The organism is Acinetobacter geminorum, assembly GCF_013009345.1.
GTDB classification, from domain to species: Bacteria; Pseudomonadota; Gammaproteobacteria; order Pseudomonadales; family Moraxellaceae; genus Acinetobacter; species Acinetobacter geminorum.
This window is the reverse complement of record NZ_JABELE010000008.1, coordinates 1-14119: the sequence shown is the minus strand read 5'-3', so window position 1 is coordinate 14119 and position 14119 is coordinate 1. Positions and strand designations below refer to the sequence as shown.

The following is a 14119-nucleotide window of genomic DNA, read 5'->3' as shown; positions in this document are numbered from 1 at the left end:
TTATTCATCTTCAAAGGCTTGTTGATTTTCGATATCAATATATTCGATGTAACCACGGCCTTGAACTTCATTGCCAAAACAATGACCTGTAAATATATAGCTACTCGCATAACCTCGCCCATGACCATAACGGAATGGGCAGTCAATTTCTGCCTGAATGTTTAAGATAATTTGCTTTGCATCATTTAGAGCGATCCAAGAAAAATATTTTGGAAGTCGCATCTTTTCTCCAGTCGGTGAGATATAGTCATCGACTTGATGAGAAATAACGTCAAAGCTAACATCTGTATAAATTTCAGCTGGCTGATCAAGATATCTAATATGCAGGCTATAAGCTACCGTCTGTCCTGCAATATCTGCTTTAGTAAGAAGAAGTTGAGTATTGTCGTTTAAATTAATAATTTGATAAGTAAAAAAATCAAGCGGCAGTTTATAAGCGTCAGGAAGAAGTTTGTTTATGAAACTATGTGGACCAACTGCTCGTGCATATTCGTAAGTGCAAAGTCCTTCACTTTCAATGCGTTCTGCTTGATAGTTTAAAAAACCTTTAAACTTTGCCAATAAACTAAAATGATCATAGATTGGTGTTTTTATAAACCACGAAACATGTGAAGTAATATCGATATCAAAGTCGAAATCAAATCCATCATAATGTCCATTAATGTGAATTTGAGGGAACTTCCCTTGAATTGAAATCTCTTTACCTAATTCTATTAAGCTTCCATCTTTATTAATTTGTGTCTCTTTTGGAATGATATAAGCTTTAAGCAAAGCTTGCTCAACCGCGGCAGTACTTGAAAAGAACGTGGCTGTTTTTCTGGGGTCTTCATTAATTATGTTGTCATGATCAAAGGCTAGCGCACCGGGCGTGCCTAATAAAATCATAATGTTTAGATAGCGATGCGGCTCTGGTAAAAGCGGGAAAAAGATACCGTAATGTGTCCAGCTATAATATTTTTCGTCAACTCGTGGACGGATGCTATGAGCTTGAGTAAAAGGAAGAGTTGAATATTTTTTTGCTTGGTCTAAAACGCCTTGTGCAAGTAATAAACTTTTACCAAGCGCTTTACTGGCTGTAGAAATTTTTGGCAATTGTTTTTTCATATATAAACCTAAAGAAGGGCTATCTTTGTTTTAGGTTATGAAAAACAACTGCCAAATCTAAGCGGCTTTCAGGCCAAAGCCAAGGCTTTGCGGGACATTCGTCATTTAATTGTTAGACAACTGTTTTAACCCATTTAAACCAATCCAATGCTTTGAGAACTGGTAAGCAGCACGGCCAGAGCGCTGACCACGCATCTGACACCAACGTAAACTTTCAGCACGAACTTCATCATTGAAAGGCATGTTTGCTTTATCAAGATAATGCTCAACGATTTCTAAATATAGGTTTTGATCCATTGGATAAAAAGATAGCCATAGACCAAAACGATCCGACAAAGAGATCTTTTCTTCTATCGCTTCTTGTGGATGTAGCTCAGTATATTGGGGAACATCGACCTTAGTTACAGGTGTATTTTCATGCATGAATTCTGGTAACAGGTGGCGACGGTTACTGGTTGCATAAATAATAAAATTACTTGAACCTGACTGTAATGAACCATCTAATACACTTTTTAGACTACGGTAATTTTCATCTTCGGCATTAAAAGCCAAGTCATCACAATAGACGATATATTTTTCAGGTCGATTTTGAATGAGTTTTTGAATTTTAGGTAAGTCTGATAAATCATCACGTTCAATTTCAATTAAACGTAATCCCTGAGGGGCATACTCAGTGAGTAAAGCACGAACAATAGATGATTTTCCTGTACCACGTGAGCCGGTTAACAGCACATCATTTGCTGGCAGGCCATTTAAAAATTGCAAAGTATTTTGAATAATTTTTTCTTTTTGACGCTCAATGCCTTTTAAGTCATCAAGATAAATATTTTTTGGCGTATAGATGGCATTAAGTTGCTGATTTTCCCATCTAAAAGCAGGTGCAGTAAAATCTGTTTCTTGTCTAGGCTCAGGCAAGACTTGCTGTAACTGATTTAATACAAGTGATAATGTTTGAACTAAATTGTCCGGTAAATCAATGGTAGCCATGGTAAGTCAATCATGTTAAACAGTGTTTGACAGGATACTAACACCGAAATTAACAGGCTTACAAAAAACTTATTGCCTATACACTTTATCGGTTTTGCAATTGATTGAAATGTTCAGACCGAGCATAGTGTTGTGATGTCTATTCAGTAAAATCATCTGTGAAGATGAGGACGAAATATGTTTGAAAAAATACGAAGTGATATGAATCCACATCAGGCTTACCGTATCAAAAAATTACAACGTCAATTAGACATGGCTGAATCTTATGAAGAATGGAAGTCTTTTGCATTAAAACTAGATGAAGAAACAGGTGTGCAAGAGTGGAAATTTGATAATAGTTCACCTTACTTCGATGCCGAACTCATTTCTTATCGATACACTTTGCTCAAAAGATATCGTCAGCAACATCGCACATTAGACCTCATCTATTTACTTAAAGAAGGTCTAACCTACGATATTGCAAATATTGGTCATCCAATGCTTTTTGCCGCCACACATGTCGGTACAAAAAAGTTAATTGAAGACTATATTGAAGAAGTTAGCCAAAGCTTGGCTTACATTGCTTCAAGTGAATGCATTACGTTTCAAAGAAAAGAAAAAATAGAGTTTTTTGAAAACTGTGAAAAGGCGTATGGACAACCTGCACTTATGTTTTCGGGCGGGGCGACTTTAGGACTTTTTCATACGGGAGTATGTAAGGCTTTAATTGAACAAGACTTAATGCCTAAAGTGCTCTCTGGCTCAAGTGCAGGAGCAATTATGACAGGTATGCTTGGAACCTCTGCCAGTGAAGATATCCAAAACTTATTAAATGGTGAGCAATTTTTTAGTGATGCTTTTCATTTTAGGAAATTCCGTGAACTCATTAAAGGCAATGGTGGAATTGCCGATGTTCAGTATTTGAAAAAATTCCTCATTGAGAATTTGGGTGATCTGACTTTTGAAGAAGCTTTCAAGAAATCTGGTTTAAACATTAATGTGGCAGTGGCGCCATATGATGCAACAGAAAACCCAAGAATTATGAACGCCATTATGACACCGAATGTTTTGGTGTGGAGTGCGGTATTGGCTTCATGTGCCGTGCCAATTTTATTCCCACCGGTGCGTTTAACCAGTAAACGTTATGACGGTGAACATACACCTTATATGGCAAATACAAAATGGGTGGATGGAAGTGTACGAAGCGATTTTCCACAAGAAAGAATGGCACGACTTTATAACTTGAATTACACCATTGCGAGTCAAGTTAACCCACATATTGTTCCATTCATGCAAAATGATGCGGACCGTTTTCGTAAGGACGTTTTAAGCTGGCCTGAAAGGATTCTAAGACGCCAAGGTAAAGTGTTATCAATGGGCGTTATGGATTTTACGCGTCAACGACTTGGTTCTATTTCTCCAGTTAGAAGATTGTTAGATCATGGCTATGGAGTAATGGGACAGCGTTATTACGGTGATGTGAACATCATTGCTAAATATAGCCTAAGTCATTATACCTATACTTTGCAAAACCCACGTCCACATCTGTTTAAGCGTTTGCAAAGAGAAGGGGAACGTGCAACTTGGCCAAAAATTTCTTCAATTGAGACCCACGCTCGTATTGGTAAGACGATTCAGCATTGTTTAGAAGTTTTGCGCTTTGAAGAAAAGAAACAACAGCCTGAGTCTTACTATGCTGAAGCATGATTTTGCTTCGCATATAGAAAACTTAACATGTGTAACAAAGCCAACAAGTGCAGCGTTAGGGCGGTGTTTATGGACATGTACCATAGACACCAAAAATTACTGGTTAAAATATCATTTGCCTGAAACCCATGCTCAAAGTGAGCAAGATTTTATGCATGAGCAATTATTTTACAAAGAAATTAACCTTAAAAAACCTGTATGGCTTTTACCTTATAAGTTGATTGAGGGCAGTTTAATTCCTCAGCTAGATCATTCTTTGGGTAAGGTTTTAATTTTACCTGATAGTGACCTGTGGTTTGGTTCATTCACTCATGAAAGTGATTTAACTGATGTATATCGTAAGATTTGGTTGTCAATAAATAAGCTTGCAGAGCTTCACGAACTTGGCTGGATTCATGGAGACGTTAAGGCAGAACATTTTAGAAAGTTTCAGCAAGAACTTTATTTAATTGATTTTGAGAAAACGAGACCTATCTTAAGTTGCGATACAGTCATGGATGCAACACCTCGTTATATGGCTCCTGAGTTATTTCAAGGAGGGCGTAAGGGAATACAAAGCGATTTATATGCATTTGGCATCGTTCTATATGAATGGTTAACACAAAATCGCTTAGAAGCAGGTAGTTATCGTGATTGGGCAATCTTGCACTGTCAAAATTTAACCATTCAATTACCCACGCAGTTTTTGATTTTTTATCCCTTACTTGCAGGTTTATTACAAAAACAACAGCAAAATCGGTTTTCAAATGCTGATGAAGCAATAAATTGCTTAAAACAGATTCAAATTGATAAAAATCATTGATCTAGTATCTGTATACAATTTACACGGTTAGTTTTTTTTAGAAAAAAAACACTTGTCACTGTCAGATCTTATCGCTAATATACACAGCCATCGGGGGCGTGGCGAAATTGGTAGACGCACTGGATTTAGGTTCCAGCGCCGCAAGGTGTAAGAGTTCGAGTCTCTTCGCCCCCACCACTTTAAGTTAATAACTTAAAGTTTGATGTGGATGTTAAGTCATCTAGATCTTGGAAGAGGATTGGTGTAATGGTAGCATGACGGTCTCCAAAACCGTTCGTCAAGGTTCGAGTCCTTGATCCTCTGCCACATTTATTTTAAATAAATGTCCCAGATGGGGGCGTGGCGAAATTGGTAGACGCACTGGATTTAGGTTCCAGCGCCGCAAGGTGTAAGAGTTCGAGTCTCTTCGCCCCCACCATTGAAAAAAGCAAGACGATGATCTTGCTTTTTTTATGATTAAATCTTGAGTGTTTAATCATGAATATAGAGGATTGATGTAATGGTAGCATGACGGTCTCCAAAACCGTTCGTCAAGGTTCGAGTCCTTGATCCTCTGCCATAAAATAAGGCTCCTAATCAGGAGTTTTTTATTATCTATATTTTTAAAATAACTTTTCATTCGCACTCAAGCAATTTTCTAAATGATATTTTTATATCTGTTGCTTCTCAATTCAATGTTTTTATCACATCATAGATTGTTTTTTAATTAAGCAATGTACTGAATTTCTTAATCTTTTTTAAGCTATTGTTTTATATTTATTTAACTTAAGTTTTGGAAATTATTTATATAAAAGCCTTGAATACAATTTTATTTCATGTATGATGCTGTTAACTAGAAAAAAGACTTGTTAGTAAATCTTCTTTTAAGTATCGTAGTTTTAGTCATAATCCTTCGTTTTTTAAGATATTAAGCTCAATTTGTTATTCTTTTTTCAAAGTTATGATAGGGTCATTATTTAATGATTCTAAAATATTAGAAATCAGTAGGATATATCATGTCTAATACAGTAAGTGGTACAGTAAAGTGGTTTAACGAAACTAAAGGTTTCGGTTTCATTCAACAAGACAACGGTCCAGATGTGTTTGCTCACTTCAAAGAAATCACAGGTTCTGGTTTCAAAACTTTGCATGAAGGTCAACGCGTAACATTTACCGTTACTCAAGGGCAAAAAGGCCCAAATGCTGTAAATATTATTCCACAATAATATAACAGCAAGTAAAAAAGCACTTTTTAGTGCTTTTTTTATTTTAGCTTTTAAAGAAGTTTATTGTTATTTTAGAGCATTAAAAGCCCTCAATAGGAGGGCTTTTTATTTTCTTGTGAATATAAATCATTAGTTATTAAGCTCTTATAGTTAATAATCGAACGTATTTTTAAAATAAACTTTAGAATATGTGTGAAATATAAATTATTAGTAATAGAGATATGGTAGATTAAAAATCTTTAAATAAAGAAATTTTATATTTCACGGAATTGCTAATGAACGTTCGTCTGTGTTATGCCAGTCAACGAAATGAAAAAAATGAAGATTTGTTGCAAGATTTACGTGATATTTTGACAGAAGCACGAGATTTCAATGATTTGAATCAGATCTGTGGGGTGCTCTATTATGCCGATAATGCTTTCTTTCAATGCTTGGAAGGTGAGCGGGAGGTGGTTGAACGATTATTTGAAAAAATTGCAAATGATGAAAGACACCACAATGTTAAATGGTTGTGTACATATTCCATTGAACAAAACTCGTTTCAACGATGGTCAATGAAATATGTACAACGTAATACAAATATCGAATCTTTCTTTCTAAAAATGGGAGAAAGTACTTTTAATCCTATTCGTCTTGATGAACAAAATTTAAAAGCTTTCATTAATGAATTAGTCATTGCCGAACAAACTAAAATTAACACAGTTAAGAAAGTGGGTATGGTGAATCGTGGGGTGAAACCGTTTTAGCTATTTGGCTATCACGCCAATATGGATGGTCTTGAGTTTAGGTAATATTTTAGTCATGACTAAATATACAATAACTGAACTTGCGAGCATCCATATCACTTCTAAGCTTTGACTAATGACAAACATAGCCCAATAAAAAAAGCTAAATAGGGCGAGACAGAGTCCACTACCTTTAAAATACCAAGTAATAAATATTCCAAACAGTGCAGAAGAGAGAAGAAGATTAATCGTCTCGTTCATTCCTATGTAATTAAAGAAAATAATCAGTAAGCATAAAGCTAACATTGATAGTAAATATACAAATATATTTTTTGCAATAAACATTTTCTATACCCTATCTGATCATTAAAAAAGTATTTTTCCTCTGTTTCCAGAGGAAAAATAGTACATATTAATTTTTGAGATTCTTTTTCTATTATTAAGAGTTTTTATATTAATAAAGATGACTTTATCATTTTCTCTAGATCTCTTTATTAATATTCAGCTTTCTATTTAATAGTAAAGAGTGCTTATATGTATTGAAATTAATTATAAGAAAAACAATCATTTGAGTTGTGGGTTTTGGCTTACATAATTGCGAGAAATTGCTTACATTTGTATAAATAATGATCAAATTTTACAAAATTAAATTTATAAAAAAAATGTTTAACAATAACTTAAGTAACTATATTGTTTAAATAAGCTTTACATAAATAACAAAAAGTAACATCAACTTTAAGAGGTACTTTTCTTAAAATTTATAAATATTAATAAGAGAAAATTGATCTATTTAAAAAATTTTAACATTTGATAAAATATTGTTTTATTAAGTTGTATTTCTAATAAATAAAATTTATGTGTTGAAGGATTTTAATGTGATTAATAGTGAGGAGATTATATTTATATTTTTGAGTTATCTAGTAATGAGCTGCTTTTGAATTATGAGAAAAAACTACTGTAATATAAATGAAACTAGAATATCAGACTTATAAAATTTGAATTATGGCCAGCATAGAACTGGCTACACTGGCTTTACTGCTTTTGAATTAATTATTCTGAACGAGTAGCTAACCAAGTACTCACTTCGGGCCAGACCGTAGTGGGGGCTTGACTACCAGAAACTACGCCCATATGACCACCCGGTACCACCTTAAATGTTTTGTCTTGGCTACTAATTAAATCCATGAGCGGTTTGACAGCATCAGCTGTGACAATAATATCTGTGTTGCCACCAACAGCTAACACAGAGCATTTAATGTCTTTTAGATAGGCGGTAAGTTCACCAAATTTAACTACACCTTTAGACAGTTCATTATCAATCCAGAAACGGAGAATAATGTCGCGCATGACACCGCCCGGATAGGCCAACATATTATCGATAAATGAGCTTGAGGTTGCATGATCGACAATAAACTCTCGGTTATCTAGATTTTTAAAAAGTTCCCAATATGTTTTCAAATTTCCAATCGGATCCGTTAATTTAAAGCCAAGCGTGTTTTGCCAGCCATGAATATGAAATGCTTCACTTGGTACATGATGGCGAATACGAAACGGCGTATGTTTGCGAACCCATTTGGCAGGTTTGGTAAGACTACCGTATAGTTTCCCCATATAACCTGCTTTGTGTGTGTCGATAGGGGAAGCGAGAATAATTAGATTTTTAATATCTTTATCTTTAAACAATGCGGTATAGCAGAGCGAAAGTGCGCCGCCTAAACTCCAACCATGCAAAGAAAGCTGTTGCTGACCACTGTGTAGGCGAACTTGCTTTAACATCTCTGGCATGAAAACTTTAATATAAGTACCGAAGTTGTATTTTGCTTGGTGTCGGGTTGGTACGCCCCAGTCAATTAAGTAAACATCAAACCCTTGGGCTAAAAAGAAACGTACAAAACTACGAGTAGGGAACAAATCGTAAATGAGCATGTTCACTGCTAGCGGTGGAACAATAACTAAAGGTACGCGGTGTTTAGGAGTAGAGGTATCAGTCTCATTTTTATAATGGCGTAAGGTAATGATTTCATGCTTATGAATCATATCAAATGGTGTTTTTCCTGACAAAGCTATTTGAGGCCCTCTGAAAAAGAGATCTGATGCATTGATCAGCATGTGAGGTATTTTTTGACCAGCACGTGTCTGAAGAGATTTTGTAATAGATTGTAGCTGTGGAACGTTCTGACGAACTTTAAGCAATAAACTCATTGAATATAAAACCTATAAAGATGTTGCCCAGAACAGTAAAGAGCTGGTCTTTGAAAGATATTAAAGAGAATGAGGGGGAAGTTCAGTGACCCAAAAGACAGGATTTTCTGTTTAAGATATCAAGGTGGGGTTATTTTTAATTAAGAGTGTATTTACATAAATATATGATATTAAAATAAAAATTCATGTCTAGTCAAAATTATACATTAAATACTCGAATTTAAATTATTCTTAATAATGGTTAAAAAATATTGGTAGAGTATTTTTGTAAAGTTTGTTTATATTTTTTTTACATATTAAAAATAAAAATATAATTATTTTACAATCCAATAGGAATGTAATCAGAAAGTAGTATATATGGAATTTACTTTTAATGCTTTTTATACGCTAATTTCGGCGGTTATTGTTTTGCTTTTAGGCCGATTTCTAGTTAATCGTATTAGTTTTTTACAGCGTTATAACATTCCTGAGCCCGTAGCAGGTGGTTTGGTTGCTGCTCTAGTTTCCTTGCTTATTCACTCTGTATGGGGGTATAGCATTGTTTTTGCTAGTGAATTACAAACCAGTTTTATGCTTGTGTTCTTTGCTTCAATTGGTTTAAGTGCCAATTTTATGAAGCTTAGACAAGGCGGGACTGCTTTAATCATCTTTTTAATTTGTGTTGCCTCCTTTATTGTTGTGCAAGATGCAGTAGGTATGAGTCTTGCGACTTTACTTGGTCTTGACCCACTTATTGGTTTGATTGCTGGTTCAATTACCTTAACAGGTGGTCATGGTACAGCCGGCGCATGGGGTGAAATTTTAGAAACTCAGCATGGTATTCAGGGTGCTTTAGCATTAGGTATGGCAAGTGCGACCTTTGGCTTGATTATTGGTGGTGTGATTGGTGGGCCTTTAGCGAAATTACTCATTAATCGTTACAGTCTTGCTCAACCAAAAACCAATGCTGAAATTCATTATAGAGATACGCATGTTGAGCAACATGCAGATGACCTTGCACCGTTTGAAAATCCTCATCAAGTTCGTTTAATTACTGCCGATAATGCAATTACTACGCTTGGTATGTTTGCAGCGTGTTTAGCGTTTGCTGAATTTATGACTGGCTTTAGTAAGGGAACGTGGTTTGAGTTACCAACTTTCGTTTGGGCACTCGGTGGCGGTGTAATCTTAAGAAACATTTTAGAAAGCGTGTTGAAAATTGATATTTTCGACCGTGCGATTGATGTATTTGGTAACGCGTCTTTGTCGCTTTATTTAGCAATGGCATTGCTTTCATTAAAGCTTTGGCAACTTGCCGACTTAGCTGGTCCGCTTGTAGTGATTTTGGGTGCCCAAACACTGACTATGGCTTTATATGCAGCATTTGTGACTTTCAAAGTAATGGGCAAAAACTACGATGCGGCAGTATTGGCAGCAGGTCATTGTGGTTTCGGTATGGGGGCAACCCCAACAGCCGTGGCAAATATGCAAGCCATTACTAACATGTATGGTCCATCACATAAGGCTTTCTTAATCGTTCCGCTTTGTGGTGCATTCTTTGTTGACTTAATTAATGCGACAGTCATTCAGCTCATGTTGAAATTTATTGCCTAATATAAAAAAAGCCCGTTAGGGCTTTTTTTATGGGTGTTTGTCCATGAATATTTGATTCTTATTTATAGGCTCAATTTTTATTTTCGGATCATTTAAACCATTTTATTTTTAGGAGGCTTTTTCTCAAAACTAATAATCGCCCTTAAACCTCGTTTCACATAGAATAAATTGCAGATAAATAAAATGAGAAATGTATGAGCTCAGAAGCACATTCAATTAGCTTGGTTGCCCCCGTGGTTTTATTGGCGGCTGCTGTGATTGCAGTTCCTATTTTTAAACGTATTGGTTTAGGTTCAGTATTAGGTTATTTAATTGCGGGTCTAATTATTGGCCCATTTGGTTTTGCTTTTTTTCAAGATTCCACCGCAATTTTGCATATTGCCGAGTTGGGAATCGTGATGTACCTCTTTGTGATTGGTTTGGAAATGCAGCCGTCACATTTGTGGAGTCTTAGACGCGAGATTTTTGGCCTTGGTACATTGCAGATCATCATTTGTGCGTTGGCTTTAACTGGTGTCGGGCTTTTATTTGGTTTTACGTGGCAAGTTGCTTTTATTGGTGCCGCAGGGTTTGTATTAACCTCGACTGCAATTGTGATGCAGCTCTTGGGTGATCGGGGTGATCTGACTCAACCCCGAGGACAAAAAATTGTAGCCATCTTACTTTTTGAAGATTTACTCATTGTGCCATTGCTGGCTATGGTTGCTTTTATGGCACCGAATCATGTGGTCGAAAGCACATCGGTACGTCTAGAAAATATAGGGATTGGTTTGCTCGCAATTGCAGGGCTTATTGCGGCAGGGTATTGGTTACTAAACCCATTATTTAGACTGTTGGCCGCTGCCAAGGCCCGAGAGGTCATGACGGCTGCGGCTTTACTGGTTGTGTTGGGTGCGGCGTTACTCATGCAAGTCAGTGGTTTGACTATGGCAATGGGTGCTTTTTTGGCGGGCGTGCTTTTATCTGAATCGACCTTTAGACATCAAATTGAAGCGGATATTGAACCATTCCGAGGAATATTACTGGGCCTGTTTTTCCTTGGGGTCGGTATGTCATTGGACTTATCGGTAGTTGCTCAAAACTGGCAACTGATTGTGAGTGGCGTAATTGCCCTGATGCTTGCCAAAGCGCTCATGATTTATATAGTCGCTCGAATAACGAAAAGCCCTCATACAGAAGCATTAGACCGCGCTTTACTTATGGCTCAAGGTGGAGAGTTTGCCTTTGTACTTTTCTCGGCTGCGCTAAGTGCACAAGTTATTGATAGTATCGTTAAATCTAACTTAACCGCCATTGTCGTGCTTTCAATGGTGTTGACTCCAATTGTCGGTATTATTTTCAAACGTTTTACTCAAGCAAAAACGAAGCTTTCATTAGAAAATATCAATATTGCCGACGGGCTAAGTGGTAGCGTTTTAATGATCGGTTTTGGGCGCTTTGGACAGGTTACTAGTCAATTGTTGTTAGCAAGAGGTGTCGATGTCACCATTATTGATAATAATACCGACATGATTCGAAACGCCGAAAAGTTTGGTTTTAAAATTTATTATGGCGATGGTTGCCGTCTAGATATTCTGCATGCGTCTGGCGCCGCAACAGCACAAGCGATTGTGGTGTGTGTAGATAGCAAGGAAACGACCAATAGAATTGTAGAACTCGTGACCCATGAATTTCCTTTGGCAAAATTATTAGTCCGTTCATATGACCGTGAGCATTCACTGCATTTAGTTAAACAAAAAGTGGACTTTATGATTCGTGAAACATTTGAATCTGCAATTAAGTTTGGCGGTGTGATTTTGCAAGAACTTGGTGTGGATGAAGATGAGGTAGAAAGAATTACCGAGGAAATTCGAGATCTCGATAATGAGCGTTTTGAAACTGAAATCGCTGCAGATGACGTCAATGCGGGAGTAGGTATGCAATATACACATACTCATCATCCAAGACCTACAGCCCCGTTGATTCGACCAAAACAAGAAGGGCGGATTTTAAATAAAGAAGATACTTCAGAGAATGAGGGTGTGGATTAGTCATAAAACTCAGTAAGAGTTTTGTAGAAAAGCTTTTACTGAGCATTTTTATTGGTGGAAGTACCTAAGTTGCTAAATTCCATCCGTTTGCCAATCAAATCATTTGACCTTATTAAAGTTAGATTTTTAGTTATATTTATAAACCCGATTACAAACGCTCTAAAGCCGTACCTTTAACTGGGTTTCTGCACCAATAATAGGGTTGTAAAAATCTAAGGAAAAGCTTCCAAGGCGTCATCCATGCGATGCGTCGATTGGTTTTCTTGTTTTGAATAATTTGTTTTGCTAAATATGAACAAACAACTTCTGGTGGATCAATCACAAAGAAAAATAAGCGCTTCATCTTTTTCCAGTGTTGTACGTTGCCATTGGTCCAAGACGAAACTAACAGATCGGTTGCGACCATACCGGGGCTGAGCGTACCAGTTAAAATAGAAGTCGATTTGGTCTCTTTATAAAGTGCTTTGCTAAAATAACTTACTGCTTGTTTAGTGGTCGCATAGGGGGTCATTCCCGGACTCCATTCGCCGTTGCTTCCCCAACCTTCCATGTTAAAGATTTGACCATACCCTTGTCTGAGCATGCCTTTTAGAGCCACTTGCGAACCAAGCATTGTGCCCAGAATATTAGTTGAAACGGCTGCATTTAATTCATCTGGCTGAAGGTCAATAAACTCTTTCGTTGGGTGGCAGCTGCCTGCGTTATTAATCCACACTTTTACTTGTCCAAAATGCTGAATTGCTCCATCCCATAAGGCTTGTAAATCTGCAATTTGTGTCACATCACAGCATGAACCAATAAATTTTTCTTTACTAAAATGATTTTCTAGGTGAGTGAGAGCATGCTTAAGACGCTCCGCGTCTCGTCCAGCGATGACAACTGAACATCCCAGATCTAAAAAAGCGTGGGCGAGTGCCAAACCTATACCTTTTGTGCTTCCAGTGATGACTACACAGCCAACTTCACGACTAGATAAACTCATTGAAATCTCTAAATTTTTTTAAAACTTAACGCTATTGAGCAGCTTTATGAAAATGAGTTGTTTGCTCTTTTAATAAAAGCAAATAGATAATTGATAAACTTATCATCGAAATATTCATTACGATAGGGTTATAAGGCGAGATAAGTGTAGAAGGTTTTAAAAAACCAATTAAGAATAGTAAACCGAATAAACCTAAAATACTTAAATAGTGAATATATTTATGAGTAGAAAAAAGAAATAATAAACCAAAAATAATTTCAGCTATACCGCTCGCGCGCCCTGCAAGTTTTGCATGCTCAAAAGAAAGTCCGATGGTTTGCCATACAAATATTTCATCAGAGTTAATAAAGATTAGTTTAGGAACCAGTCCTTGATAAAACCACAAGAAAGCGAGCATAAAGCTTATAAATTTTAATGATTTAGCATTATCCATTAAGATTCTCTAAAAGATTGAAATTTCAATTTTGATCATTGCGACTATTATGTTTTGATTTAATTTATTCTTCAATAGCTAATAAGATTAGCTTGTTTTTTTATCATTTCTTATATTTGTTTTTTAACATTAATGTAGGGATATGATAGGAAAATTTTATATTAAAACATAGGAGAAATACTCCTATGTTTTTAATTTTATGGTTCACTAACTAATCTTGATATATTTTTTAAAAGTATATTTCTTAAAAATTGTTTATAGCATTCATCTGTATTTTTGTTTGAATGTTGAACGGCTTTGTTGCATAAAGCCTTTGAAGGTAAAGTTTTCCTAAGTTGCTAAAATTTAGGTTACAACTTGGGTATGAGGT

12 protein-coding genes, 4 tRNA genes and 1 pseudogene are annotated in these 14119 nt (G+C 36.1%); 10 read left to right on the top strand and 7 right to left on the bottom strand.

Going from position 1 to position 14119, the window contains the following annotated elements:
* A complete protein-coding gene (locus tag HJG58_RS08875) occupies positions 1-1104 on the bottom strand; it encodes a DUF6670 family protein (protein WP_170248623.1) in 1104 nt (367 codons plus the stop codon).
* Between the two features lie 105 nt (positions 1105-1209).
* Entirely contained in the window at positions 1210-2091 is an 882-nt protein-coding gene (locus HJG58_RS08870) for an ATP-binding protein (protein WP_170248622.1), read from the bottom strand.
* Between the two features lie 177 nt (positions 2092-2268).
* Between HJG58_RS08870 and HJG58_RS08865 the strand changes: the two genes are divergently transcribed.
* From HJG58_RS08865 to HJG58_RS08830, 8 genes are all read left to right on the top strand, one after another.
* On the top strand, positions 2269-3777 hold the full coding sequence (locus HJG58_RS08865) for a DUF3336 domain-containing protein (protein WP_170248621.1): 1509 nt from the start codon (positions 2269-2271) through the stop codon (positions 3775-3777).
* A complete protein-coding gene (locus HJG58_RS08860) occupies positions 3764-4579 on the top strand; it encodes a protein kinase domain-containing protein (protein WP_216076549.1) in 816 nt (271 codons plus the stop codon). The genes HJG58_RS08865 and HJG58_RS08860 overlap by 14 nt, the downstream gene beginning before the upstream one ends.
* Positions 4580-4671: 92 nt before the next feature.
* Positions 4672-4756: transfer RNA gene (locus tag HJG58_RS08855), tRNA-Leu, on the top strand.
* Positions 4757-4811: 55 nt separating this feature from the next.
* A tRNA-Trp gene (locus HJG58_RS08850) sits at positions 4812-4885 on the top strand.
* Positions 4886-4912: 27 nt separating this feature from the next.
* A tRNA-Leu gene (locus HJG58_RS08845) sits at positions 4913-4997 on the top strand.
* A 67-nt stretch (positions 4998-5064) separates the two neighbouring features.
* Positions 5065-5138 (top strand) — tRNA-Trp (locus HJG58_RS08840).
* A gap of 436 nt (positions 5139-5574) precedes the next feature.
* Complete coding sequence (locus HJG58_RS08835) at positions 5575-5784, top strand: cold-shock protein (protein ID WP_086265869.1); 210 nt, start codon at positions 5575-5577, stop codon at positions 5782-5784.
* A 275-nt stretch (positions 5785-6059) separates the two neighbouring features.
* Entirely contained in the window at positions 6060-6530 is a 471-nt protein-coding gene (locus HJG58_RS08830) for an AnBLUF65 family BLUF photoreceptors (RefSeq protein ID WP_170248620.1), read from the top strand.
* Here HJG58_RS08830 and HJG58_RS08825 read toward each other — a convergent pair whose 3' ends face one another.
* Both HJG58_RS08825 and HJG58_RS08820 read right to left on the bottom strand, forming a co-directional pair.
* The gene (locus tag HJG58_RS08825) at positions 6531-6854 is read right to left on the bottom strand and encodes a hypothetical protein (protein WP_005073518.1); all 324 of its coding nucleotides are present in this window, start codon (positions 6852-6854) and stop codon (positions 6531-6533) included.
* A gap of 705 nt (positions 6855-7559) precedes the next feature.
* On the bottom strand, positions 7560-8711 hold the full coding sequence (locus HJG58_RS08820) for an alpha/beta fold hydrolase (protein WP_170248619.1): 1152 nt from the start codon (positions 8709-8711) through the stop codon (positions 7560-7562).
* 357 nt (positions 8712-9068) lie between these two features.
* Here HJG58_RS08820 and gltS point away from each other — a divergent pair, with 357 nt between their 5' ends.
* Together gltS and HJG58_RS08810 are read left to right on the top strand one after the other, a co-directional pair.
* On the top strand, positions 9069-10304 hold the full coding sequence (gltS, locus tag HJG58_RS08815; protein WP_170248618.1) for a sodium/glutamate symporter: 1236 nt from the start codon (positions 9069-9071) through the stop codon (positions 10302-10304).
* Positions 10305-10498: 194 nt separating this feature from the next.
* Positions 10499-12334 (top strand): monovalent cation:proton antiporter-2 (CPA2) family protein, encoded by a 1836-nt coding sequence (locus HJG58_RS08810; protein ID WP_170248617.1) that lies wholly within the window; start codon positions 10499-10501, stop codon positions 12332-12334.
* Between the two features lie 148 nt (positions 12335-12482).
* Here HJG58_RS08810 and HJG58_RS08805 read toward each other — a convergent pair whose 3' ends face one another.
* The 3 genes and pseudogenes from HJG58_RS08805 to HJG58_RS08795 all read right to left on the bottom strand — a co-directional run.
* On the bottom strand, positions 12483-13316 hold the full coding sequence (locus HJG58_RS08805; RefSeq protein WP_170248616.1) for an SDR family NAD(P)-dependent oxidoreductase: 834 nt from the start codon (positions 13314-13316) through the stop codon (positions 12483-12485).
* 31 nt (positions 13317-13347) lie between these two features.
* Positions 13348-13749 carry a DoxX-like family protein gene (locus HJG58_RS08800; RefSeq protein ID WP_170248615.1) on the bottom strand — a complete coding sequence of 134 codons (402 nt, stop codon included), beginning with the start codon at positions 13747-13749 and terminating at the stop codon, positions 13348-13350.
* Positions 13750-13946: 197 nt separating this feature from the next.
* Positions 13947-14042: pseudogene (locus tag HJG58_RS08795) on the bottom strand (TetR/AcrR family transcriptional regulator); the annotation flags it as partial.
* Between the last annotated feature and the right edge of the window lie 77 nt (positions 14043-14119).

What these genes read in the sequence shown, in the direction of transcription:
- HJG58_RS08810 (WP_170248617.1), top strand. Translation starts at nt 10,499, where the DNA reads ATGAGCTCAGAAGCACATTCAATTAGCTTGGTTGCCCCCGTGGTTTTA.
- HJG58_RS08805 (WP_170248616.1), bottom strand. Translation starts at nt 13,316, where the DNA reads ATGAGTTTATCTAGTCGTGAAGTTGGCTGTGTAGTCATCACTGGAAGC.
- HJG58_RS08835 (WP_086265869.1), top strand. Translation starts at nt 5,575, where the DNA reads ATGTCTAATACAGTAAGTGGTACAGTAAAGTGGTTTAACGAAACTAAA.
- HJG58_RS08825 (WP_005073518.1), bottom strand. Translation starts at nt 6,854, where the DNA reads ATGTTTATTGCAAAAAATATATTTGTATATTTACTATCAATGTTAGCT.
- gltS (WP_170248618.1), top strand. Translation starts at nt 9,069, where the DNA reads ATGGAATTTACTTTTAATGCTTTTTATACGCTAATTTCGGCGGTTATT.
- HJG58_RS08875 (WP_170248623.1), bottom strand. Translation starts at nt 1,104, where the DNA reads ATGAAAAAACAATTGCCAAAAATTTCTACAGCCAGTAAAGCGCTTGGT.
- HJG58_RS08820 (WP_170248619.1), bottom strand. Translation starts at nt 8,711, where the DNA reads ATGAGTTTATTGCTTAAAGTTCGTCAGAACGTTCCACAGCTACAATCT.
- HJG58_RS08870 (WP_170248622.1), bottom strand. Translation starts at nt 2,091, where the DNA reads ATGGCTACCATTGATTTACCGGACAATTTAGTTCAAACATTATCACTT.
- HJG58_RS08865 (WP_170248621.1), top strand. Translation starts at nt 2,269, where the DNA reads ATGTTTGAAAAAATACGAAGTGATATGAATCCACATCAGGCTTACCGT.
- HJG58_RS08860 (WP_216076549.1), top strand. Translation starts at nt 3,764, where the DNA reads ATGCTGAAGCATGATTTTGCTTCGCATATAGAAAACTTAACATGTGTA.
- HJG58_RS08830 (WP_170248620.1), top strand. Translation starts at nt 6,060, where the DNA reads ATGAACGTTCGTCTGTGTTATGCCAGTCAACGAAATGAAAAAAATGAA.
- HJG58_RS08800 (WP_170248615.1), bottom strand. Translation starts at nt 13,749, where the DNA reads ATGGATAATGCTAAATCATTAAAATTTATAAGCTTTATGCTCGCTTTC.